The sequence below is a fragment of the Microcoleus sp. genome (genome assembly GCF_041354475.1).
In the GTDB taxonomy this organism is placed as follows: Bacteria; Cyanobacteriota; Cyanobacteriia; order Cyanobacteriales; family Microcoleaceae; genus Microcoleus.
The window spans coordinates 54,916-78,787 of record NZ_JBGJZU010000025.1 but is presented as its reverse complement, the minus strand read 5'-3'; the positions used below and the strand labels follow the sequence as shown (position 1 = coordinate 78,787).

Here is a 23,872-nt window from a genome sequence, read left to right as displayed (position 1 = left end):
CCTGTGGAGTAGACAAACCTCTCAAGAGTCATCTTGAGACTACGATGAATCAGGAAGTTAACACCAAAATTTCTAATGTCCAGCTAAGTCTAGACTTTGGTAATTTTGGGTAGGTTTAACAGAGCGGCTTCACCATCAACAATGGCTGCTAAGGATATTGTCGCCATTGCATCAGGCGACGCTCAATTCAAAACATTAACCAAGGCTTTAACAGCCGCAGGATTAGTTTCAACTTTACAAGGAAAAGGCCCGTTCACTGTGTTCGCACCGACAGATGCGGCCTTCGCTGCTTTACCAAAAGGCACTTTGGATGATTTGCTCAAACCCGCGAACAAAGCTAAACTGACCAAGATTTTGACTTATCACGTTGTTCCTGGTGCTGTTTTATCTACTGGCCTGAAATCCGGTAATGTTACCAGTGTTGAAAAAACCCCCCTGAAGGTAGTAGTTAGTGGCGGCAAGGTGACAGTAGAGGGTGCTAATGTTGTGAAAGCTGATATCAAAGCTAGCAACGGCGTGATTCACGTAATTGATAAGGTTTTGATCCCGGCTGATGCCAAATAGAAGGAGGAGTGAATTCCTGACTACAAACCACCTCAACGGGTGCGTAATCAGGAGTTAATTTATTTGATGAAAAAACTCAAACAGGATTTTTAAATTTTGAGTTTTTTCACGTATTGTAGATCTTGCCATGCTTGGATCAGATTGCCTTGTAAGAGTGTGGCGACACCATTCAATACTCTAATTTCCGGTAGATTTGGGTTGAGAACGATGGCGGGTTTTAAGGCAGTTTCCGCAGCTTTGGGATGCCAACCATAAAGGTTGACAAAAGCTAGATAAGCATAGGCGTAGGGGTTTTTTGAGTCGATTTGAGTGACTTTTTCTAAAGCTGCGATCGCACCATTGACATTCTGTTGTAATGCCCTAGACAATGCCAACCCATAGGCCAATTCTAGATTATTGGGTTGTTGGTGCAATCGATATTCAAAGGCTTGTTCCGCTTGTATGGTATAATCTTGAGTTGGATCGTACTGATTGATGCGTCCAATCTGCTCAAACACTGGTTCTAAACCGGGCAATCCTTTCGGTAAATTAGCAGCCATTGTCCTCAATTGAGTCACCAAATCCAACTCAACCTTTTCTAGATTATCCTCATTCCCAGGCTTCTGGTTCTTCGGCTTCTGGTTTTGCTTCTGGTTCGCCGGCTCTGGCTCAATCCTAACAGTAACTGTCCCCACATTCATCGGATAAGTTTCTCCGGTGTTCCGATTCAGATAAGTAGCTTCGAGATTGTAACTTCCTGGTGCAATATTAGCAGGAGGAAGCATGGCAGTGCGATCGACAACTCGAAATCCCACAGCAAATTTATCAGCCTCCAGCATCCCCGGATGCAAAGTCCCTTGGGCGATCGCGCGATCGTGTAAAATCTCAGAAGTTTGTCCCGGCTGTTGGATTTCGCTACCTCCGCGATTTTTCCATGTTACCAAGACTAAACCCGACTGCAACTGCCGCCAAGGCCCAGACCAAATATATGTTACTGGAATCGGAACACCGGGAACTGCTCTGGCTGGAACAGTAACTTGCTCTAATTGTACTTGCGATCGCGCTTCATTCAAAGGCTGGATTTCCACAGCCCGCCATCGCTTCCGATAAAGATTCAAATTAGTAAAATCCGGCAAAAACCAAGTTTTTTGCAACTGAAATTTATCGCCTTTTTCGATAGCAGCCACCGCTGCATTTTGAGCAATTTTAATCCGTTCGCGAATCGAACCTTGGTCTCCCGTTTTAGTGACAAACCAAGAAAGCGATCGTACATCTTGCGGCACTTCTTTTAAACTTGTCCCCACCTGTCGCCCGTAAATCTGAAAATTAGCCAAAGCACCATAATAATTCAAATTATGCTGATTAATTTCCGGTGTGGAAGGTAAGACACCTAAAGTCGATTGTAAATAAGGTTCCGTCTGAATAATTTCTGCAATTACCTCCCGGTGCGGCCACTCTTTGCCAAAGTAAGGATAACTCGAATTTCCCGGACTCACCATTTCGACTAAATTATGTCCTAGAGCACCTCCCAGCGGCCACATATGAAACAACATCGCCAGTGTTGCTAAGCCCATTGTACCCCAACGAATTTGCCTTCCCCATCTTTGGGGCCACATAGTCAAAAAGTATGCTAAGAAAATTGATAAAACTGGTAAATATGGCACAACATAGCGACCGTCTTTATTAATGTTGACCGAATTAATCAGATAAGCTCCTAGCCAAAAAATAGCCAGCCACCCACAGGAATTAAGCTGAAAACTTGACCCCAGATGCCCTCGATGTCGCCAATAATAAAGTAGCAATCCGACTAAGGGAATGAGTAACAGCGGCCAAGAAACCTGTTCGGGTAAGTGTTGACCGTAGTAAATCCAAGCATCGATTGTATTGAGCGCTGGGTCTCCTTCGGCGATCGCCGAATCGAAAGTTGCCCGTTTTCCCCCGGTCAAAATTAACAGCCAATTGGTTTTTGCCCAAGGTCCAAATACTGCCACTGATAGTAATAAAGCACCGCCTAATTGAGCTAATCTTCCCCAAGCTTTTTTTCGGAAAGTAGCGACAGCTAACCAGACAATGGGGGTAAATAGAAATAATACAGTGGTGTGTTTGGCGAGGATGGATAAACCGAGAGAAATGCCGCTTGCGATCGCCCAAAAGTAAGACGATAGAGAAAGAGACCAAACTTGTGCCTGTTTGCGAGAATTAATCCGCCTATTTGCATCAACATCCGTGTTATGGGTGATGTCTTCCCTCAAGGTACCCCGATCGACATCGAAGGGCCCGCTTGCTTCAGAAGCCTTCCACATTGTCAGACAAAAGAAAGTCAAAGTAATCGCCGCAGTGACAGGATAGTCGAGTAAAAATTGCAAGCGGAACCGATAGAGCCCCGGTAAAACTACACAAATTGCAGCGGCCCACAAACCGACTTGCCGATTAAATAATTGGACGCTCAGACAGTAAACTGAAACCAGGAGAATGGCACTAAATAATAAAAAAACTAAGGTTGCTTCATCGGGCCGAGTCCCAAATATACGCAAAAACGGCACTGTGGCAATAAAAATTAAGGGCGGAATTTTGGTGGAAAGTAGCCAGAAGTGGGTCCACCATTCTCCCGATAACCATTGGGGATGTTGGAGTACCTGCAAGTAATTCAGGGTGCTGGTGAGGTATTCTGCTTGATCCCAGGCGGGGACAGAGCGATCGAAGGTGAACCAGAGGCGATCGCTAATCGCCCCCACCAGCCAAATTATGCCGAGGACTAGCAGACTGTAGTCTTCATTGCCCCGATGTTGCCGTGCCATTGCGATTTTGGGTATTAAGTTGCAGCTTTTAGCTTACAGGCGGGGGGTTCCCGCGCGATCGAAATTTTTTTTTAGCAAACTACTTGCTAATTCCCGATCTCTCTGTTACGATAGTTAAGCGTAAAAAAACAAGCCGGGATAGCTCAGTTGGTAGAGCAGTGGACTGAAAATCCACGTGTCACGAGTTCAAGTCTCGTTCCTGGCATCTTACTTATTTGCTATATCAGTTGGTAGTTTGAAGTTAACAATTCTACCAGAGTTCCAATTTTCCGATAGACCTTGGTTGGGCGTGCCTTTATAATTACCCAGGGCTGGCTGAACAATCCATCGCTTTCCTAACAACAAGAGCGATCGATATATTCAAACTTGGTTAAATATAATATCAAATCCGGTAGCATCTGAATTATTCAAATCTACTCTCTCCCTCTGTGTCCTCTGTGTTCTCTGCGGTTAAATCACCTGACGATCTAACCGGAAACGATATAACTCAAAAAAAAGAGGGGATTCCCCTCTTTTTTTATAACAGTGACTGGGATTTATTCTACAGTCGCCGGAGGTGTTTCTACCTCTAATGTGGCTTCCGGTGTTACTTCCGTTACTGCTGCGGGTATTTCTTCCGGCAAATCTTCTTCCATTGCTGATGGGATGTCTTCGAGTATTTCATCGGAGAGTTCATCAGAATCGATCGCATCTACAGGAATTTCCATGCTAGCTTTAGCTTGTTTTTGAGCTAGCATTTTTTCACGGAACTTGGCTGCCATTTCTTCAGCTTTTTCGTACACCAATTCACGATTTTTGACCATCGCTCCTGGTTCCGGTTCCAATTGTTTGGTGGAGAGAGAAATCCGACCTCTCTCAGCATCCAAGTCAATAATCATCACTTTCACTTCGTCGTTGACATTAAACACGCTATGAGGCGTATCGATGTGATCGTGCGAAATTTCGGAGATGTGCAACAAGCCGCTGACTCCGCCGATGTCGATAAAAGCACCGTAGGGTTTGATACCACGCACAGTACCGATGACCACTTCTCCAACTTCGAGGCGGTTCATCTTGCGTTCCACTAAGGCGCGACGGTGGCTTAAGACTAAGCGGTTGCGGTCTTCGTCTACCTCTAAGAATTTTAATGGCAATTCTTCAGCAACTAATTCTTCTTTTGGTTTGCGGGTGCTGATGTGAGAACCGGGAATGAAGCCTCGCAACCCTTCTATTCTCACCAGTGCACCACCACGGTTAGTGGCAAAAACTTGCGATCGCACTGTGGCATCTTCTGCTTGCAGTTGTCGAACTCTTTCCCAGGCCCGCATATACTCAATGCGTCGGATAGACAGGGTTAATTGCCCGTCTTCATTTTCATCGGTGAGGATGAAAAATTCTCTGGTTTCGTTTGATTGCAATACCTCTTCTGGGCTTTCCACTCGATTGATCGACATTTCCTGAATCGGAATGTACGCTGCGGTTTTAGCACCGATATCAATCAGAGCGCCCCTCGGTTCTATACTAAAAACTGTACCCGCTACTACATCGCCGGGGCTAAAGTGATAGTCATATTTATCAAGTAGGGCAGCAAAATCCTCGTGAGTAAAGCCGATATCTTTGACAGTGGTTTTGAGATTGACCATGCGAATAATTTCCTAGGATTTCTCTCCTTCATGTTTTTCGTTTGTGCAGGCAGATATTAGAGATTTTGGTAAAAAAGGAGTTAACTTTTTGCAAAATCTTTTACGAAAGTCAGTTTTTGCCAACTTTTGCCCGGTGCAACCGCACACAGGCGTTTGCCATTGCTCTTAATTTCAACTCTGTGTTAAAACGCTTAATTTTAACATTCAGAGTCCAGTAGACAATTATAACTTACCCACATACTGCTTTTAAATTAATTTAGACCACGACACGGCAGTGCCCAAGGAGTGTCAACTTAAGCTGTGGGCCCGCCAAGTCCGCCCGTCATCCCGCCAGTCCGACAGGGAATGAATTCCCTGTCTAATAGCTAAAGTCCTCTCAAAGAGGACTAATGAGTTGAAAATTCTTCTCTTGAGTCCTCTTGGAGAGGACTTGCGCTTTGAGGCTCTTGTTTCAACCCCTGCCGGACTATTGGTTGTACCTTAAGTTGACAGCCCGCCCCGTGTCCGCCCGTCATCCCGCCAGTCCGACAGGGGTTGAAACCCCTGTCTAATAGAAGACAGTCCTCTCAAAGAGGACTAATGAGTTGAAAATTCTTCTCTTGAGTCCTCTTGAGAGGACTTGCGCTTTGAGACAGGGAATTCATTCCCTGTCGGACTCGCGGGCCCACTAAAGGACTTGGCGGACTGGCAGCTTAAGTTGACACTAATGGGCATTGCCGTGTCCTCAGATAATTTTAGGGTAGGGACACGGCACTGCCGTCTCCTAATTTCGGCTACTAATAATTCCGATGCTACCGGAATTGATATCATCCACTTCCGACAAATCTGGGTCATTTTCGGGGGGAGTTTCTGGACACAAAGCTTCGATGAGGGGACTCTGAAGGTGATTTAGGGTATCTACAAAATCTCGGATGCCTCGAAATTGCCGATATACAGAGGCGAAACGGACATAAGCGACTTCGCTCAGCGGCCGCAGATGTAATAATACTAATTCTCCAATGTCCGAACTGGTGACTTCCCGGAGCGATCGAGCTTGGAGTTGGGCTTCAATTTCTTCTGCCAGAGTTTCTAGTTGCCCGGAAGACAAACCGGTTTTTTCACAGGCCCGAACCAGTCCCCGGACTAATTTTGAGCGATCGAAAGATTCGCGTTTACCATCCCGTTTAATTACTGTAATCGGCACAAATTCGATGCGTTCGTAAGTTGTGAACCGATGCTGGCAATTGAGACACTCGCGCCGCCGCCGAATACTTTGACCCGATTCGGCTGAGCGCGATTCCAGAACGCGACTATTGGTGTGTTGACAGGAGGAACAGCGCATGATTGCTGAGTTTTACAGGCGTTGCCAGAAAATTGCAATTCATCTGACCCTGTACGGATCAGATGAATTGCTGGACTAGAAATATCGATCGGCTTATTTGCCAATCCGAGGGGGTTCCCGGAAGGCGATCGCAAAAAATAGTACACCTAATGCCAAAGCCAGAATCAAAATGTAAGCAACGCTTTCCATGTTTAAAGTTTCCTTCTCTTCCCTTGCAGTTTTATTTTATCTTAATTATCGCTTTCTCAGTTCACGGATATTTCTGAAAACTGAATATCTTGGGCGATTTTCAATGACAGGCAAGATGCCTGTTCCACAAAAATTAATTTTTCTTGTGGGGTGGGCATCCTGCCCGCCCAACCAAGGAATATGTAACAGGTGCAAGATATCAAAAAACCCGGTTTCTTCAAGAAACCAGGTTTTGCAGCACCGGGAACAATTCCCGATGCCCAATAGTTAGAGAAACCTAGATAGATTCTTCTGCTATACAAATACTAGACTTGTCTAGACATTTGCTTCTCGCTTCATCGGGAGCATGGGAGCGGTTATCCCTCGGCGAGCTTTCACGCTTTAGCCAAACGTGATAAATTAATCGCTGCATTCAAATCTTTGTCTATCGAATGACCGCAACTTCCACAGTTGTAAGCTCTTTCTTTCAGCGCTTTTTTGCAAATCGCGCAGGGTTTGAATATGGCACACCAGTAGCTTGTCTACAAGTGTACCATTCTGTCTACTTAATTTCTAGCTAAGGACTTTCTCTTCTGGTGGTGACGTCGCCCAACTTTTGGAACAAGCCCCATTCGACTTGTTCTTCCATGTCAGCTTCAACTCCAGCAAACACGTCGCGGAAGATTGTCCGAGAACCGTGCCAAATGTGGCCGAAGAAGAACAGCAAAGCAAAGCAAGCGTGTCCAAAAGTGAACCAACCACGAGTAGAAGTACGGAAAACCCCGTCAGACTTCAAAGTTTCGCGATCGAATTCAAATACCTCACCCTTTTGGGCGGCGCGAGCAAACTTCTTAACATCCAAAGGACTGCTAAAGGTTTGACCGTTATATTCGCCACCGTAGAAAGTGACAGTAACTCCACTTTGTTCAAAGCTGTATTTAGATTCAGCACGACGGAAGGGAATGTCAGCGCGAACGATGCCATCTTTGTCGGTCAAAATCACAGGGAAAGTTTCAAAGAAATTCGGGAGACGGCGAACCGACAATACCCGACCTTCGCTGTCAGTAAATACTGGATGACCCAGCCAAGATTTAGCAATACCGTCGCCATTAACCATCGCGCCGGCGCGGAACAAACCACCTTTAGCAGGAGAGTTGCCCACGTAGTCGTAGAAAGCCAATTTTTCCGGAATTTGCTCGTAAGCTTCTTGGAAACTAGCGCCACCGGCTAAACTAGCTTGGGCTCGGCGATCGATTTCTTGTTGGAAGTAGCCGCCATCCCACTGATAGCGAGTCGGGCCAAAAAGTTCGATCGGAGTAGCAGCCGAACCGTACCACATAGTACCAGCCACCACAAAAGCTGCAAAGAACACAGCAGCGATACTGCTAGAAAGCACTGTTTCGATATTCCCCATCCGCAGAGCTTTGTAAAGCCGTTCCGGTGGGCGCACGGTCAAGTGGAACAAACCAGCAATTACGCCGACTACACCCGCTGCAATGTGGTGAGCCACGATGCCACCTGGATTGAACGGATCGAAGCCTTCAGGGCCCCAGGCAGGAGCCACTGGTTGGACGTGACCGGTCAGACCGTAGGGGTCAGAAACCCACATTCCAGGTCCGAAGAGTCCAGACAGGTGAAAAGCACCAAAGCCGAAACAAAGTAAGCCAGAGAGGAACAAGTGAATGCCAAACATTTTTGGCAAATCGAGGGCGGGTTCGCCAGTGCGGGGGTCTCTGAACAGTTCCAAGTCCCAAAATACCCAGTGCCAGACTGCTGCTAAAAACAGCAAGCCAGAGAGGACGATGTGGGCAGCGGCGACGCCTTCAAAGGACCAGTAGCCCGGATCGACGTTACCTTCGCCGGTAATGCTCCAACCACCCCAAGAACCTGTGACTCCTAAACGAGTCATAAAGGGTAGCACGAACATCCCTTGACGCCACATGGGGTTGAGAACTGGGTCTGTGGGATCGAAAACTGCTAATTCGTAAAGGGCCATTGAGCCGGCCCAGCCTGCCACGAGGGCAGTGTGCATTAAGTGTACAGAAATCAATCGGCCTGGGTCATTTAAGACGACTGTGTGTACGCGATACCAGGGTAATCCCATTGACTGCGTTGCTCCAAGGTGTAAGTGATGATGTCTATTTTGAATCAAAAATCAGATTTTAATTCCTGAGCAGTTACCTGCGGGTTTTAAATCCTGGTTTTTGCCTTCTGCTTTCTGCCTTCGAGGATGGAGGCGTAAAAATGAAAGTTATTTAACGAAGTGTATCGAGTCTTAGAACCGATTGCAATATGTAGGCATCACATTAGTTGGGGGTTGCCGATTTGACAGTGGGCAGAAATACTCCCAAGGCGATCGATTACTTGCTCGGCATCGATGAGTCTGGTCAGTACGACACTGCCGATATTTTTGGCGGGATCGCTATTGTCTGGGGGGACTGTCGGTTTAACCTCTACCATGAGTACGGCATCTTCTACGCGGTAGAGCCACATTTTTTCCTTTTGGTCCCAGAGGCAAACGTTAAGTTGTGTAATGTCTGGTTGGCGTCTCCAGCCGGCATCTGTCCACAAACCACCTACTCCCCAGACGCGCCCGATCGTCCAACCGTCGGATAAGAAGAAATATTTCACTTGTGTACGCTTGAGATTTTGTTGTCTAACATAGCGCAAAATTGCCACAGTCTCATTACCCCGCCTCCCAATCTTCTATCTGTAGCCCTTGTACTCTGCTAAATTCCCTAACATTATGAGTGACTAAGATTAAATTATTTGCCAAAGCAATAGCAGCAATTTGCAGATCGTTTGAGCCGATAGGAGTTCCCAAACTTGCCAAATCTCTCCTAATCTTGCCATATATTTCCGCACAAGCATCATCAAACGGCAGAGAAACGAACTGACTTAAAAAAGATTTTTGTACATTTAAACTCTTTTGGGGGTTATTGCTACCCATCGCTCCGTAAAATAACTCGGCTTTTACCACAGAACAAACCCCAATTTTATCGGCTACCACAGTATTAAAATGAAGGTCGATACTAGGCGATCTACCCTTTAAATACATGATACAAACATTAGTATCTAGCAAATAAACCAAAGAGCTATTACTCATCAAAAACCCATCATATCGTCATCCATTTCATCAGAAATTCCCCAGCCATCATCATCAAAATCAATATCCGCACAACTCCCAGACAGATTTATCAGTCCTGAAGAATGCAGCATATTATTTTGCCTGAAAAATTCCTTCAAACCTGCCTCATCGCCAATATCGAGCATCTCCTTTAACTCATCCAAATCGATTAACCCATCGCGAAAAGCACTTAAGACTAAATCTCTCAGAATTTTTCGTGACAAATCCCCCCATTTATCCTCGATCTTATCTACTAACGTATCGGGTAAATTAACTGTAATTTGCATATATTAAAAACCCCCTCGCTCTCCATTTATATTTTAGTTGCTCAAACCACATCTCCCAACATCGCCCTAATATCCGACTCCAAATATTTAATATCCCACTCGCTTGGTGCATGGTATATGGGTGCGTGCATAAGTATTGATAGGCGAGGATTCCCAAGACGATACCACAGCCAAATGTGGGTATCTAGTAAGAGCTTCATGACAAGACATCCCAAGTTACGAGGTTAGAGGTTGGTTCGATGATATCTCCGATAATTTTGCCGCTATCTTTGGCAGATCCGAAGGCTGCTCGTTTACTTTTTTTGATGGGGGAGATAATGGCAACAGGTCGATCGTTTTGGGCGATGGTGAGGGGTTCGCCTGTTTGTATGGCTTGGGTGAGTAGGGCTTGGATGGTTTCGGGAAAGTCGGAAAGGGCGATCTGTGTCATGGTGTTGGTGGGGTTAGTGGCAGGTTAGGGGATAGGGACTTGGCGTACATCGATTTTAAGCTGTTGTGCATATTGTTACGCGATCGACTATTAGCTATAATATGTCATGTAAGGCATAATTTACCAAAATGACATGGAACATCGACTTTCACTCTGATTTTTACTCTGAGTTTACCGAATTCCCCACCGATGTCAGATTAGAGCTTGCAGCCAAACTCGCACTGCTACAAGTATTTGGTCCAAATCTCAAGCGCCCCCACGTCGATACTCTCAATGGTTCTACCTATGCCAACATGAAAGAACTTCGGTTTGAGGCGGCTGATGGAGTTTGGCGAGTCGCTTTTGCATTTGACCCGCGCCGAGAAGCGATTCTGTTAGTAGCTGGTGACAAATCTGGTGGAAGTGAAAAGCGATTTTACAAGCAACTAATTAAAATAGCAGATAGTAGATTTTCCGACCATTTGACTAAGTTAATGGAGCAAGAAAGAGATGACAATTAGCCTGAAGACTGTTATGGAGAATTTACCTCCCGAACAACGAGCAATAGTCGAAAAGCGAGCTGCCGAATTAATTGCAGAAGAAATGACATTGCAAGACTTACGAAAAGCTAGGAAATTTACTCAGATTCGCATGGCAGAATTATTAAATATGCGTCAAGAAAATGTCTCGCGACTCGAACGCCGTGCGGATTTGTTGGTATCTACTTTGCAAAGTTATATCGCGGCAATGGGTGGAGAGTTGTCATTTGTCGTAGAATTCAAAGATCGACCCCCCGTAAAAATTACTGGATTAACATCGATGTTGGAAGAAAGCAGCTATACTAATGGAGAGGAAGAGTTTTAATTGACTAAACTAAAACCTAATTTTGCCAGATGTTTATTGTTTCAATCTAAAATCTAAAATCTAAAATCGAATGACTGCACAAACACCAGTACAATTCCAAGACAGTTTCGACATCATCGTAGTTGGTGCCGGACACTCCGGCTGCGAAGCCGCCCTCGCCACTTCTCGCCTCGGCTGTCGCACTCTTCTCCTCACCCTCAACCTCGACAAAATTGCGTGGCAACCCTGCAATCCCGCTGTCGGTGGCCCGGCGAAAACTCAACTGACTAACGAAGTTGATGCGTTAGGCGGGGAAATTGGCAAAATGGCCGATCGCACTTATCTACAAAAACGCATCCTCAACTCATCGCGAGGCCCCGCAGTGTGGGCGCTGAGAGCCCAAACAGACAAGCGGGAATACGCCGCTGTGATGAACAATATTGTTGAAAATCAAGAGAATTTGACCATCCGGGAAGCGATGGTGACAGACTTAGTTTTGGGCAAAAATGAAGAAGTAATCGGAGTCGAAACTTACTTCGGTGTCGCCTTTGAATGCAAAGCTGTAATTCTCACCACTGGCACTTTTTTAGGCGGCACAATTTGGGTGGGCAATAAGTCGATGCCAGCCGGACGCGCCGGAGAATTTGCCGCCGTTGGTTTGACGGAAACTCTCAACCGTTTGGGCTTTGAAACTGGTAGGTTGAAAACCGGAACTCCGGCAAGAGTTGACAAACGAACTCTCGATTATACGAACCTGGAACCGCAACCAGGAGATGCCGATGTCCGCTGGTTTAGTTTCGACCCAGAAGTTTGGGTGGAACGGGAACAAATGCCTTGTTATTTGACTCGAACTACGCCCGAAACTCACCAGTTAATTAGAGACAATTTACACCTTTCTCCAGTCTACGGCGGCTGGGTTGATGCGAAGGGGCCGCGCTACTGTCCGAGTATTGAGGATAAGATTGTCCGGTTTGCAGATAAGGAAAGTCACCAGATTTTTATTGAACCGGAAGGTAGGGATATTCCTGAACTTTATATCCAAGGTTTTTCGACGGGTTTACCGGAAACTTTGCAATTGCAAATGTTGCGGACTTTGCCTGGTTTGGAAAAGTGCGAGATGATGCGTCCGGCTTATGCTGTGGAGTATGATTATTTGCCTGCAACTCAGTGTTTTCCGACGCTGATGACGAAGAAGATTGAAGGGCTATTTTGCGCGGGTCAGGTGAACGGTACGACTGGATATGAGGAGGCGGCTGCACAGGGGATTGTGGCAGGAATTAATGCGGCTAGATTTGCGAAAAATCAGGAGATGATTGTGTTTCCTCGCGAGCAAAGTTATATCGGGACTTTGATTGATGATTTGTGTACGAAGGATTTGCGGGAACCTTATCGGATGTTGACTTCGCGATCGGAATATCGGTTATTGTTGCGATCGGACAATGCGGATCAACGCTTGACGCCGCTGGGACGGGAAATTGGCTTGATTGGCGATCGACGTTGGGAATTATTCGATCGCAAACAAGCTAATATTGTGGCGGAGAAGAAACGCTTGTATTCGACGCGGGTGAAGGAACACGAAGACCTTGGCAAGCAGATTTTGGCGGAGACTCAACAATCGATTAAAGGTTCGATTACTCTGGCTGATTTGTTGCGTCGTCCTGGTTTTCATTATGTCGATTTGGAACGGTATAATTTAGGTGATTCTAGTCTGAAGTTGGCTGAGAAAGAAGGTGCAGAAATTGATATCAAATATTCTGGATATCTGCAAAAACAACAAAATCAAATTGATGAAATTGTGAGACACGAACGCCGACAATTGCCGGGAGATTTGGATTATATGGCAATTGGAACTCTCTCGAAGGAGTCGCGGGAAAAGTTGACCAGAATCCGGCCATTAACTATTGGACAAGCCGCGAGAATTGGTGGGGTGAATCCGGCTGATGTTAATGCTTTGTTGATTTTTCTGGAAGTGCGAAACCGCCAGCAGCCGGCTGGTGTAGGAAAATGAATAAATAGAACCGCAAAATTGATCTGCTTTTCCTTGATTTTTGGCTCAATTGTATGGGATATCCGTAGGGACAGGTAATACCCATTGGTGTCAACTTAAGCCTGAAAGCCCGCCAAGTTCGTCTGTGGGCTCAGGAATCCGCCAGGGGTTGAAACCCCTGTCTAATAGCTAAAGTCCTCTAAAAGAGGACTAATGAGTTGAAAATTCTTCTCTTCAGTCCTCTAAATTCAGAAAGCAACAAAAATAGACTTTTGAGAGCAGTTGAGAATGTTAAAGAGGGTCAAAGTTTAGTTGAAGTTAACTTGTAGAACTTGACAAGACACAAAATATTTGGTAATGTAAGTAGGTAGGCGCTGTAAAACCCAATTATGTAAAGGATTGTAAAGTATCCAAATGCCCTAAGCGTGGCTAAGTTAGCCCTGTTTACATACTGTTACATAGCTGTGTTTAATCCCGCTTACCTACTTATGTTGTAGTAAATCACAAAATAGAACCAAAAAAATTCTGATACAACTGATAATAGCGTTCATCTAACAAGAAATATACGACGGTATGTAACTATGGATATTGAAAAACTTAAAATAGAAGTTGAAGAACAGAGAAATTTATTGAATACCGACAGACTGGATGTGTCTTTTGGTGAGCTAATCAGTATGTATGAACGCAAGGAAATTGTGATTAAACCTGCGTTTCAAAGATATTTTCGTTGGGAGCAAGAACAGAAAACTCGATTTATTGAGTCTATACTTTTAGGCATTCCCATTCCTCCTATATTTGTAGCTGAGGATGGGGATGGAGTATGGGAGTTAGTTGATGGGCTTCAAAGAGTTTCGACTGTACTTTCTTTCTTTGGGATTTTGAGAATTGAAGATGACGGGATTAAAAGTGAAAAGAACAACTGGGTTTTAACGGAAGGCGAAAGAGTTCATGAGCTAGAAGGATTCACTTATGAAACCATACCCAATCAGTTTCGACTCAACATAAAAAGAGCCACTTGTCGAGTTGAAATTCTCAGATGGAATAGTAACTATGATATGAGATTTGAACTATTCAATAGATTGAATACAGGGGGTTCTCCTTTGACTCCGCAGGAGATTCGGAATTGTATTTACAGAGATATATCCAGCAAGTTCAATGATTTTCTAAAAAAGATTGCTCGTAATGAAGATTTTTGTACATTGATCGATTTGAGCTATGAGCAATACGAGCAGTTATATAATGAAGAGTTGGCGTTGAGATTTATTTCTCTTTACCAAAACCTGAATAATGTCAAAACCAGTATTTCACAACACATGACTGCTTTTATGAAGTCTGCGTTAGAGAACGAAAATTTTGATTATGCTGGTTATGAACAGATTTTTTCGCAAGTATTTGCTTTACTCGAGCCTTTAGGAAAAGAAATCTTTCGCCAATCTGACAAACAATTTGCAACGGCTCTTTATGATGTCATTACTATTGGTGTGGGAGAAAACTATGAATATTACCAATCTCAACCATCACAATTTATTCGGGACAAAATTAACAATGAAGTGCGTACTGATACCATTTTAAGGAAATTCTCAAGAAAAGGGGGGAACAATCAGAAAACTAGAATTATTAATCGGCTACAAGAAGCCCGGCGAATATTTGGAAGAGAGAAAAATAATGGCAACTGATCCTACTCTTTTAGAGCAAGAAATCATGTCAGACATAAGTGAAAGAAGAGATTTAATGTTTCGGCTCAAAGCACTAAGTCCACGATACCATTTTTCACCACAAGATGAAGCACTTTTTCTTAACTATTCAATACCGATAGTTTATTCTATTTGGGAGGGGTTTATTCAAACTTCTTTTCAAATATATATTCGAGAGTTAAACGAATTAAATCTTAAAATTAGTGATATTTGCTATCCCATTCTTATCTATCATATTGAATCGGAATTTCCGCAATTTAAACAATATCCAAAAAAAGATAAGCAGAATAATAAGGTAATTTTTTTTGACAAATTCGGGCAGTTTTATCAATGTAACGCCTTGAGAATTAGCTCGAAAGTGAATACAGAAAGTAATGTTGGTTTTAATGTCTTAAATAGAATATTAACAGACTTTAACCTTGAAACCATACTCACACATCCCGAACCCAATTACTCATTGCAAGATGATCTCGATAAGTTCCTTCTAAAAATCAGAAATGATGTCGCTCATGGACAAAACTCCATCGTTGTACACAGAGAAGATTTAGACAGAGCAATTAAACTGGTTAATAGACTTATGGATTTAGTATTTGAGAGAATTAAAACTGGATTTATAAACAAGTCTTATCTTCGATAGTGAATATCTTATTAGGAGTCTATAATAGTGAATACTCAGTTTAACACACCTACAAAAATAGCAATTGTAGTGCTTTCTTTCGCTTTGATAGTGTCAGCAATATTGAATGTCTTTCTCTACCAACAAGGGCAAAAGTATTACCTGTTATTAAATTCTACGGCACTTGACCCACTTGGCCTCAACTCCTATCCCAATTCAGCAGAAAAAACACAAAAACCTGTCATTGTTTTTTATGGCGATTCACGGGCTGAGAGTTGGCAACCACCTGACCAAATCAAGAACATAACTATCATCAATCGCGGTATAGGTGGCCAAACTACGGCGCAGGTTTTGGGACGTTTTCAGGAGCACGTAGCCTCGCTGAAGCCTAAGATTATTGTGATTCAAGTTGGTGTCAACGACCTCAAGGCAATTCCTCTGTTTCCAGAACAAAAAGAGGCGATTATCCGAAATTGTGAGACAAATATTGGGCAAATAGTGAAAAATTCTCTTGACACGGGAGCTAAGGTTGTGGTAACAACTATCTTTCCGTTAGGAACTTTGCCCATAGAAAGAAGGCCGTTGTGGTCGGATGATGTGCCGATCGCAATTAAGGACGTAAATGATTATATCAAAACGCTGGCGGGCGATCGGGTAATTGTGTTTGATAGCAGTCAGGTATTGGCGAATTCCCAGGGGATTGTTGACCCGAAATACAGTCGAGATTTTCTGCATCTTAACTCAGAAGGCTATGCGGCACTTAACAAGGAAATTGCTGGTATCTTGGTGCCGTAGGATAACGCTGTCGCTCTGAAAAACATATCTAGTAGAAGTTCAATGACTCAAGGTGAAAGTTGAATGTTAAAATATAGTAGAAACCTTTACCGTGCTTGATTTCCAGTTATGGCTGAAAAATTAACAGTTAAAAACTTTGCTGGTATCACAGATTTGGAGATTGAGATCAAGCGCATCAATATACTGATTGGCCCCCAAGCCAGTGGTAAAAGTGTTTGCGCCAAACTGCTTTTCTATTTTAAGAACTTCGTATGGGAAATTTTATCGGCTGTAGAGAACGAGCAGACAAAACGCAATCTAGATTCCAACTATTCTAAGAAGTTTGAAGAATATTTCCCTCCTGACTCTTGGGGAAAACAAGATTTTTTTATCAGGTATGAGATTGCCAATGTTTTTATAGAAGTTAGTAGAAAACAGGACACAAGAGCCAAGATTTCCTTCCGCTATTCAGACTTGTTAAAGCAAGAATTTACAGACTTGAGCAATTTATTTAAAAAAGCAAGAGAGCAAAATTATCAACAAAATGCTGAGTATGATAATTTGGATACATTATATTCAACGAGATTCTTTTTAAGAAAGCGCTTAGTAGATTTTTTAGATACATCTATCTGTCGAGAGGCAGCTTTCAATCAGTTGTTTATTCCTGCTGGCCGTTCTTTTTTCTCTATTCTTCAGAGCAACATTTTTTCTTTTTTGTCAAGCGATAACGTGCTAGATCCATTTATGAGAGAATTTGGTTCGACCTATGAAAGATTCAAACATGGGGGATTCTCTAAAGATAGACTTGCAAATCAAGAAATACAAGATGAAATAGACAGTCTAATAGAGAATTCCCTATGTGGAAAGCACATACAGGAAAAAGGGAAAGATGTTCTAGAAGTTGCAGATGGAAGACGGATTAGTATCGCAAACTCATCTTCTGGTCAACAGGAAATATTACCTCTGACAATTATGTTAGCTACACTACCTTTTTTATATACTGGCAGACAGACAGTGTATATTGAGGAGCCAGAAGCACATTTATTTCCCAGCGCACAGCGGAATGTTGTCGAGCTGATTGCTACTGTATTTAATTGTCGCAAGGAACAACTTCAATTCTTCATAACTACTCATAGTCCTTATGTCTTAACAGCATTTAATAATTTACTCCAGGCTGGTCTCCTTTATCAGGAATCCAGCGGAGATGTGCAAGATAAATTAGAAAAAATTGTGCCTAGATACAAATCACTAGATGTTTCAGATCTCTCAGCCTATGTTTTAATGGATGGAAAATGTAGTAGTATTGTTTGTCCTGAGACTGGGTTGATAGATGCAAAAGTGATTGATTCTGTTTCTGATGACCTAGCTATTGAATTCGAGCAACTTCTGAACTTAGTTTGAATCCTATATGAAAAGTCTGCCAGAGTGTGAGGAATATAGATGTGACACAAAAATTGTATTGCAGGAGAACAAAAGTAAAATAACTTTCCTCAACCCGAATCAAGACAAAATATTAACAATTAAGGTTGATGGATGCGTTATCAGTGATAACGAGACTTTGCGTTGTGACTACGCCCTTATGCCTTCTGATGAAATAGAAATATATGTGGAGTTGAAGGGAAGCGATATTGCTCATGCAGTTGCACAACTAGAATCAACTATCGGATTACTTTCGGACAATGCCCAAAAAATCAAGAAGCTATGTTTTGTCGTATCTACTCGTGTACCTAAACAAACGCCAAGTATACAACAGCAACAAATTCAGTTTAAAAAAAAGTTTAATGCTAGTTTCCGAGTCAAGAATATTCAAGATGAGTATGATTTAAGTACCAAGGTAGGAGGTAATTGAGCATCAATCCAAATATTCATGCTGTCAACCGAGTAAAATCAGTGCGTCGTGCAGCAAACAGCAAGCAGGCTTGGATGTCTTCAGGTTCCAAATCGGGGAAGTCTTCTAAAATTTCAGTGACAATGACATTTTCTGCCAACATTTCTAAAATATCGCTGACTCGAATTCTCATGCCTCGAATGCAAGGGCGACCACCGCACTGACCGGGTGTTTGGGTAATACGAGCTAATTTGTCCCGAAGCCCCTTTTGAAAACCTGATTTCTAATTTATGAAATGTCCAGTCTTCCGGTAACTGAGTTTTTCCGGGTAGAGGTTCATTGCGAGAGTTGTTCGGGTATTGATCGTCTATCAAATCTTCCAAAGTTTTTGTCATCAGGGCAACAAAGCTATCTCTGTGAACTTTTGCAAGTTTCTTGAAAGAACGCTTGAAATTATCGGATGCTTCAATCGAGAAGGGAGTTGAGCCAGTCATGCACTTCTCCTTTGCCAATACGATTTAAGGATTCCGAAGCAAACGCATTATTCACAGTTTCAGACATTGCTAGTTCGTATGCAGGCCGATCGCGTTCAATGCGATCGAGCTTTTGATAACCTAATTCTTTCAGATCATTCAGCAGAATCGGCTCCGTTGAACTTGCTTGAGGTGGTAAACCTTTACGAGCTCTCTTCCAAGGAAATTCTCCATGAGTCATCTCACTCAGTCGATAAGCATGGTAGCTGCCGAAGTATTCCCAAGTTTCTTCTAACAGTTCTTTCTTCTCAGATGGAAGCTGCAACAAGGATTCTTGCTGAGGAATTGGTAGTTGTTTAGCCTCAAACTCACTGTAGAACTTATACGCAGGAGGACAAACTGGGCCGTAGCGCCATGCTTGAATTTCTGCTTCAAATAATGGTTCATTGTAGAGCGCTAAATGCAAGCTCTGAGCGTAATATAGAAGCTTCTGAACTTTCATGTTCGTCATTTCAGCTTCTAGACCATCCTCATAAGCTCTCATAATGAAGTAGCAAGCAGCATTGAGACAGTCAATCATGGCTCAATCCACATCCTTAAATAAACGTTTTTTCTTTTAACAAAATTGCAAAATGTCAATACATAACTATTATATATGAATGCTGGAAATAGTGCAATAATAATCAAAACGGTGTAATAAACCGCATCAAAATAACTTAATTAAATAGACATCTGGGAAAAATAAAATATCCCGCCCCCAATGACAACAGTAAAGGATTTGGACGCAAAACAACAGCTTTGCAACAAACCCAATTGTCGCCCAAATACTTTACCCCAACATCACCCATTTCCCGCGGGTATCCGCACAGTAAAGATAGACCCTTTCCCCTCCTCACTTTCCACCGAAATCTCGCCACCCATCATCTGACAGTAATACCGGCTAATTGTCAGCCCCAATCCAGTGCCGCCGTACTCTCGCGACACCGAAGAATCCGCTTGCACAAAAGCTTCAAATAACTTGTGCTGTTGTGCTTCCGACATTCCAATTCCCGTATCCTTAACCGATAAACAAATCCAATCGGACTCGATCGCCCCAGCATCAGTTTTACCGATCGCGATCGCACTGTCAACACCAGATTCTCCCAGATGCAATTGGCGACTTCCTGCAATGCGGCTGACACTCAGTTTCACCAGGCCGTTTTTGGTGAACTTAGCAGCATTACTCAGCAGGTGCATCAAAACTTGTCGCAATTTCCCTAAATCTGCCTGCACAATACCCGCAGTTCGATCGCACTCAATCTCCAAAACATTACCATTTTTCCCTACCAAAGGTTGCGCGGTACTCGCCACTTTCTCCACCAGCGATGCGATGTCAAACTCCTCAATTTCCAGTTTCATCCCCCCCGCTTCAATTTTGGACAAATCGAGGATATCGTTAACCAAAGATAGCAGGTGCGCCCCCGCTTTCTCAATCTTGTCTAAGTCTGGTACAAACTCCTTGTACCCACCATCCCGCGCCTCTTCTAAAAGTAGTTGACTGTAGCCGATAATCGCGTGTAAAGGTGTCCGCAATTCGTGGGTCATATTTGCTAAAAACTGGCTTTTAGCAGTGTTAGCGGCGACAGCAACTTCCTTAGCTTGTTCCAATTCTTTTGTATGTCCCGAAACCCGCTCGATTAGGTGATTGAGAGACACAGCCAGAGAGCCGATTTCGCCTTGAGAAGTAACAGGGACTCGCAAGTCAAAATTCGACTCGGCGGCTACTTGTTCGGCCACCTGGGTGACGCTGATGACAGGTTTGGCGATCGCCCTACTGGTGCGCCTCGCCACAATTCCCGCCACCGCTACCGACAGCAACATACTAATGATAATTATGGCTTTTTCGATGCCTTGGGCATTCTCCATCACTACACCGCTTTGCCTTTCCTGCTGCTGGGCTATGTCGAGAATTTTGCTCAATTCCTGAAAATGGCTATCGAGTTGCTGTGCACCATATCCACTTTCAATTGCCAAAATTTTTCGGGCTGATTCTATCTGTTGTGGTGATAATTGCGACCGCTCAATTTGCTGCAAGGTAGACTGGAGAGTAGTGGCGTAGGAGTCTAAATCTGCTGTGCAATCTTGCAATAAAGCCTTGAGAATCAGAGGTTCTGCTGCCAACCAAGCTGGTTTACTATCGGCAAATGTTTCTATTTGCGATCGCAGGTTTTTCGCCTTAGTAATACTCGCAATTAACTGTTCTTTTTGCCACTTCAATTTAGCGGAATTGTCTACAAAAGAATCTAGCTGCGACCCCTGCAAATGTGCAGCCAGGGTTGCATCTTTAAAATTGCCTAGCAATTGGGCTTGTTGGTGAGCATCATTGAGTTGTTTGACTCCTTGTCCTTGGTGGTAGTCGGCGATTACCAATCCACTCATTGAACCTAAAAAACCGATGCCGATTGCCAACAAATATCCCCTACCAATTTTTTGATGGATGCCCCAACTACCGATTTGATTTTGCCAAGATTCGATGATTTTACCAAAGGAATTTATGACAATTTTCTCCCGGAATGATTTTTGGCTATTTATTTCCCCAGCCCAGGGTTTTTGAGGAATATGCCCAGACTTCAGTTCAGAAAAATTGCGATTTTTGTCATCGCTTACAACAGACTTATAAACAGGTGTTTCCTGCGGGTTTAAGGTTGGTAATCTTCTTGCTGATTCGTCCTGATTAGTCAAACAATCAACCGATTCATTGGTGCTATCACCTGCTTGTTTGGGTAAGTTAAGTTTGGAAATATGCAACCGCTGTATTCTGCTAGTATCTATCACTTTTTTTCACTCTCCACAACGGACATTTCTTTCTATTTCCTAAGACATACAGCCTCCAAACAATCTGATATTTTTGTTTGATAAAAACCGCAAATTGAATTCAGTGGATGTCTCAGAAATAATTAGATGTTTGATGACTCCTCACCAATTATTTTTCAACTCCTAAAAGTCTTCTTCAGGTAAAAAGAGATAAAGATTGATGCAGACAGTGTGTTTTATTCCCATAACACATTACAAGCACAGACTTCGGCATTTTTTATTTTTGTTCAAAGAGTGACAGGCAAATTGGGAATTTTAGATAACCTCCAAAGGATTATTTGCAGTTACTGGCACATACTTTTAATCCTTGTCATAAACCCCAAGTGAAAAAGTTGCCCAGTCCACTGATGAACCCGAAAGGGTCTAAAATTTGCAAGTTTTTGCTTTGAGGCGTGGGGAGAATCCCAAATCCCAAGCCGAAAATTTTTTGACTCAAAGCTGATTTTGTCTTTTCGACAATGCACCCGATCCCTCAGCTTTGGAATTTGACTACCAATCCGATCGCGATGGTTGAAACTTCCGGTTTCAGCAGCCGACGAGTTGGTATTACCTGATATCACAAATATAGCAGGCGATCGACTTGACAGGCAACCATAGCGCCCTCCGTAAAGGTGGTAAAATTAAAATTATAATGTATCAGTGAAAATACTGATTATTTTTCAAGCATTTAGCTAAAGCATCGTGATTATCGCGCAAAGCTTCATAAAAAAACAAAACTTCTCCGTGAATACCGCAAGAACGGTGGTAAGCAATCACCTCTAACAACAGTTCGGGAGTTATGCAATAAGAACTACCTCGATTCGCCAACAGAATACCGGGCGAGACGTACTGTAATTGCTCTGTGTTAAACTGTTGTCCAACCAGTCGATCGACTAATTGCTGATAACTGTTAAAATCACGTCGGTAGAATTGCGGGTGAATCATATCCACCAACTTTCTGTCTACCCAACTTTTAGAATCCTGCAAATATTCCACCAGTCCCCATTCATAAGGACTAGGCGACATCGACAGCAATAAATCTGGATTAATCCCTTTCAATTCTCGGTATAAACGAGCTACAAATTCAGTAATAATATCAGCGCGCCAGTGCAGCCAATGTTGCTCCCTAGGATTGGCTGGCGGTTCTCTCCCGCACTGTTGGCGATAGTTTTCCACAGTTTTAGCATCATAGCCACCTTCACAGGGAAGCGCAATGCGATCGTCTCCTTGAACGCCATGGACAGGATAATTTTTCGCAACTTCCAGTATCAAACTTAGCAGAAAGTCTTGCACTTCGGGGTCTAGAGAGTTCATCCACTCGAAATTATTCTTTTTCAGCAAATTTCCAGTGCGATCGCGCGCCGCCCACTCTGGTTTTTTCGCCAGCAAATGACCACCGTTGAGATTGTAAGAACTCACAAAGCCGTATTCAAACCAAGGAATAACTTTTAAACCGACTCTATTTGCTTCAATAATTAACTCTGCTAAGGGGTCACGTCCTTGATAGCGCGAGTCAATTTCCACTCCAAATTGTTCGCGCATAATTTGAGAAGGATAAGCGGTAAAACCTCGATTCCAGACTACAGGAAATACTGTATTAAATCCCGTATCGGCGAGAAAATCCATTGCTTCTGCAATTCGTGGTTGAGAAGTGAGAACTTTGCAGTCTGTGCTGGGTATCCAGACACCGCGCATTCCAGTGTGATGAGGCGCAAGGGTGGTTGAAATGGCTATTCTATTTTTTGTGTTAACTGGAACTGCAAACTGCTGTTTTAATAAAGATTTGAAATTACGAATTGCTGACTGGAATGGCTCCAAAAATGGCATTTAGTATAGGAATTTGTTATTTGTTATTTTAACTGGTTCCCCGGCTCTGCCTGGGAACCGAGATCCAGAGGCTCTGCCTCGCCAGCTTTTGAGAAACTTGGAGGCAGAGCCTCCGGATCTGTGTTACCACGCAGAGCCTGGTAACAAGCAGTATTTAACTGGTTCCCCGGCTCTGCCTGGGAACCGAGATCCAGAGGCTCTGCCTCGCCAGCTTTTGGGAAAATTGGAGGCAGAGCCTCCGGATCTGTGTTACCACGCAGAGCCTGGTAACAAGCAGTATTTAACTGGTTCCCCGGCTCTGCCTGGGAACCGAGATCCAGAGGCTCTGCCTCGCCAGCTTTTGGGAAAATTGGAGGCAGAGCCTCCGGATCTGTGTTACCACGCAGAGCCTGGTAACAAGCAGTATTTAACTGGTTCCCCGGCTCTGCCTGGGAACCGAGATCCAGAGGCTCTGCCTCGCCAGCTTTTGAGAAACTTGGAGGCAGAGCCTCCGGATCTGTGTTACCACGCAGAGCCTGGTAACAAGCAGTATTTAACTGGTTCCCCGGCTCTGCCTGGGAACCGAGATCCAGAGGCTCTGCCTCGCCAGCTTTTGGGAAACTTGGAGGCAGAGCCTCCGGATCTGTGTTACCACGCAGAGCCTGGTAACAAGCAGTATTTAACTGGTTCCCCGGCTCTGCCTGGGAACCGAGATCCAGAGGCTCTGCCTCGCCAGCTTTTGGG

Annotated in this window: 25 protein-coding genes and 1 tRNA gene; 10 read left to right on the top strand and 16 right to left on the bottom strand. The window is 43.7% G+C overall.

Going from position 1 to position 23,872, the window contains the following annotated elements:
- Positions 1-141 precede the first annotated feature (141 nt).
- Positions 142-564: a fasciclin domain-containing protein gene (locus ACBR23_RS12120; RefSeq protein WP_371119586.1), complete on the top strand. Its 423-nt coding sequence runs from the start codon at positions 142-144 to the stop codon at positions 562-564.
- An 89-nt stretch (positions 565-653) separates the two neighbouring features.
- Here ACBR23_RS12120 and ACBR23_RS12115 read toward each other — a convergent pair whose 3' ends face one another.
- Positions 654-3,341 carry a phospholipid carrier-dependent glycosyltransferase gene (locus ACBR23_RS12115; protein ID WP_371119587.1) on the bottom strand — a complete coding sequence of 896 codons (2,688 nt, stop codon included), beginning with the start codon at positions 3,339-3,341 and terminating at the stop codon, positions 654-656.
- A gap of 132 nt (positions 3,342-3,473) precedes the next feature.
- Here ACBR23_RS12115 and ACBR23_RS12110 point away from each other — a divergent pair.
- Positions 3,474-3,546 (top strand) — tRNA-Phe (locus ACBR23_RS12110).
- 331 nt (positions 3,547-3,877) lie between these two features.
- Here ACBR23_RS12110 and ACBR23_RS12105 read toward each other — a convergent pair.
- The 10 genes from ACBR23_RS12105 to ACBR23_RS12060 form a co-directional block, all read right to left on the bottom strand.
- Positions 3,878-4,963 carry a 30S ribosomal protein S1 gene (locus ACBR23_RS12105; protein ID WP_341735184.1) on the bottom strand — a complete coding sequence of 362 codons (1,086 nt, stop codon included), beginning with the start codon at positions 4,961-4,963 and terminating at the stop codon, positions 3,878-3,880.
- A 763-nt stretch (positions 4,964-5,726) separates the two neighbouring features.
- Positions 5,727-6,284 (bottom strand): transcriptional regulator NrdR, encoded by a 558-nt coding sequence (nrdR, locus tag ACBR23_RS12100; RefSeq protein WP_341735183.1) that lies wholly within the window; start codon positions 6,282-6,284, stop codon positions 5,727-5,729.
- A gap of 93 nt (positions 6,285-6,377) precedes the next feature.
- Positions 6,378-6,473: a photosystem II reaction center protein T gene (locus ACBR23_RS12095; RefSeq protein WP_083622085.1), complete on the bottom strand. Its 96-nt coding sequence runs from the start codon at positions 6,471-6,473 to the stop codon at positions 6,378-6,380.
- Between the two features lie 374 nt (positions 6,474-6,847).
- A complete protein-coding gene (locus ACBR23_RS12090; protein WP_341735387.1) occupies positions 6,848-6,958 on the bottom strand; it encodes a zinc ribbon domain-containing protein in 111 nt (36 codons plus the stop codon).
- Positions 6,959-7,029: 71 nt separating this feature from the next.
- Positions 7,030-8,556: a photosystem II chlorophyll-binding protein CP47 gene (gene psbB / locus ACBR23_RS12085; RefSeq protein WP_371116520.1), complete on the bottom strand. Its 1,527-nt coding sequence runs from the start codon at positions 8,554-8,556 to the stop codon at positions 7,030-7,032.
- 197 nt (positions 8,557-8,753) lie between these two features.
- On the bottom strand, positions 8,754-9,083 hold the full coding sequence (locus ACBR23_RS12080) for a hypothetical protein (RefSeq protein WP_341735386.1): 330 nt from the start codon (positions 9,081-9,083) through the stop codon (positions 8,754-8,756).
- A 55-nt stretch (positions 9,084-9,138) separates the two neighbouring features.
- A complete protein-coding gene (locus tag ACBR23_RS12075; RefSeq protein WP_371119588.1) occupies positions 9,139-9,558 on the bottom strand; it encodes a type II toxin-antitoxin system VapC family toxin in 420 nt (139 codons plus the stop codon).
- Positions 9,558-9,866 (bottom strand): hypothetical protein, encoded by a 309-nt coding sequence (locus tag ACBR23_RS12070; protein ID WP_371119589.1) that lies wholly within the window; start codon positions 9,864-9,866, stop codon positions 9,558-9,560. Before ACBR23_RS12070 ends, ACBR23_RS12075 begins: the two co-directional genes overlap by 1 nt.
- Positions 9,867-9,907: 41 nt before the next feature.
- Positions 9,908-10,066, bottom strand: coding sequence for a hypothetical protein (locus ACBR23_RS12065; RefSeq protein ID WP_371119590.1), 159 nt, complete (start codon positions 10,064-10,066; stop codon positions 9,908-9,910).
- Positions 10,063-10,296, bottom strand: coding sequence for a type II toxin-antitoxin system Phd/YefM family antitoxin (locus ACBR23_RS12060; RefSeq protein WP_371119591.1), 234 nt, complete (start codon positions 10,294-10,296; stop codon positions 10,063-10,065). The genes ACBR23_RS12065 and ACBR23_RS12060 overlap by 4 nt, the downstream gene beginning before the upstream one ends.
- A gap of 128 nt (positions 10,297-10,424) precedes the next feature.
- Between ACBR23_RS12060 and ACBR23_RS12055 the strand changes: the two genes are divergently transcribed.
- The 8 genes from ACBR23_RS12055 (at position 10,425) to ACBR23_RS12020 (ending at position 18,038) form a co-directional block, all read left to right on the top strand.
- Positions 10,425-10,796, top strand: a complete 372-nt coding sequence (locus ACBR23_RS12055) for a type II toxin-antitoxin system RelE/ParE family toxin (protein ID WP_371119593.1) — start codon at positions 10,425-10,427, stop codon at positions 10,794-10,796.
- Positions 10,786-11,139 carry a transcriptional regulator gene (locus ACBR23_RS12050; RefSeq protein WP_371119594.1) on the top strand — a complete coding sequence of 118 codons (354 nt, stop codon included), beginning with the start codon at positions 10,786-10,788 and terminating at the stop codon, positions 11,137-11,139. The genes ACBR23_RS12055 and ACBR23_RS12050 overlap by 11 nt, the downstream gene beginning before the upstream one ends.
- A gap of 70 nt (positions 11,140-11,209) precedes the next feature.
- Positions 11,210-13,126 carry a tRNA uridine-5-carboxymethylaminomethyl(34) synthesis enzyme MnmG gene (gene mnmG / locus ACBR23_RS12045; protein ID WP_371119596.1) on the top strand — a complete coding sequence of 639 codons (1,917 nt, stop codon included), beginning with the start codon at positions 11,210-11,212 and terminating at the stop codon, positions 13,124-13,126.
- 560 nt (positions 13,127-13,686) lie between these two features.
- A complete protein-coding gene (locus tag ACBR23_RS12040) occupies positions 13,687-14,781 on the top strand; it encodes a DUF262 domain-containing protein (protein WP_371119597.1) in 1,095 nt (364 codons plus the stop codon).
- Positions 14,771-15,436 carry an MAE_28990/MAE_18760 family HEPN-like nuclease gene (locus tag ACBR23_RS12035; protein ID WP_371119598.1) on the top strand — a complete coding sequence of 222 codons (666 nt, stop codon included), beginning with the start codon at positions 14,771-14,773 and terminating at the stop codon, positions 15,434-15,436. The genes ACBR23_RS12040 and ACBR23_RS12035 overlap by 11 nt, the downstream gene beginning before the upstream one ends.
- A 27-nt stretch (positions 15,437-15,463) precedes the next feature.
- The gene (locus ACBR23_RS12030; protein ID WP_371119599.1) at positions 15,464-16,210 is read left to right on the top strand and encodes an SGNH/GDSL hydrolase family protein; all 747 of its coding nucleotides are present in this window, start codon (positions 15,464-15,466) and stop codon (positions 16,208-16,210) included.
- A 108-nt stretch (positions 16,211-16,318) separates the two neighbouring features.
- Positions 16,319-17,590, top strand: a complete 1,272-nt coding sequence (locus ACBR23_RS12025) for an AAA family ATPase (RefSeq protein ID WP_371116528.1) — start codon at positions 16,319-16,321, stop codon at positions 17,588-17,590.
- 7 nt (positions 17,591-17,597) lie between these two features.
- Positions 17,598-18,038: a hypothetical protein gene (locus ACBR23_RS12020; RefSeq protein ID WP_371119600.1), complete on the top strand. Its 441-nt coding sequence runs from the start codon at positions 17,598-17,600 to the stop codon at positions 18,036-18,038.
- 16 nt (positions 18,039-18,054) lie between these two features.
- Here ACBR23_RS12020 and ACBR23_RS12015 read toward each other — a convergent pair whose 3' ends face one another.
- The 5 genes from ACBR23_RS12015 to ACBR23_RS11995 all read right to left on the bottom strand — a co-directional run.
- Positions 18,055-18,258: a DUF433 domain-containing protein gene (locus ACBR23_RS12015; protein ID WP_371119616.1), complete on the bottom strand. Its 204-nt coding sequence runs from the start codon at positions 18,256-18,258 to the stop codon at positions 18,055-18,057.
- A gap of 224 nt (positions 18,259-18,482) precedes the next feature.
- The gene (locus tag ACBR23_RS12010; RefSeq protein ID WP_371116531.1) at positions 18,483-19,070 is read right to left on the bottom strand and encodes a Panacea domain-containing protein; all 588 of its coding nucleotides are present in this window, start codon (positions 19,068-19,070) and stop codon (positions 18,483-18,485) included.
- 260 nt (positions 19,071-19,330) lie between these two features.
- Entirely contained in the window at positions 19,331-21,304 is a 1,974-nt protein-coding gene (locus ACBR23_RS12005) for an ATP-binding protein (RefSeq protein ID WP_371119601.1), read from the bottom strand.
- Between the two features lie 675 nt (positions 21,305-21,979).
- A complete protein-coding gene (locus ACBR23_RS12000; RefSeq protein WP_371116544.1) occupies positions 21,980-23,017 on the bottom strand; it encodes a glycoside hydrolase family 10 protein in 1,038 nt (345 codons plus the stop codon).
- A gap of 155 nt (positions 23,018-23,172) precedes the next feature.
- A partial coding sequence (locus ACBR23_RS11995; RefSeq protein ID WP_371125649.1) for a hypothetical protein occupies positions 23,173-23,872 on the bottom strand: 700 nt, incomplete at its 5' end.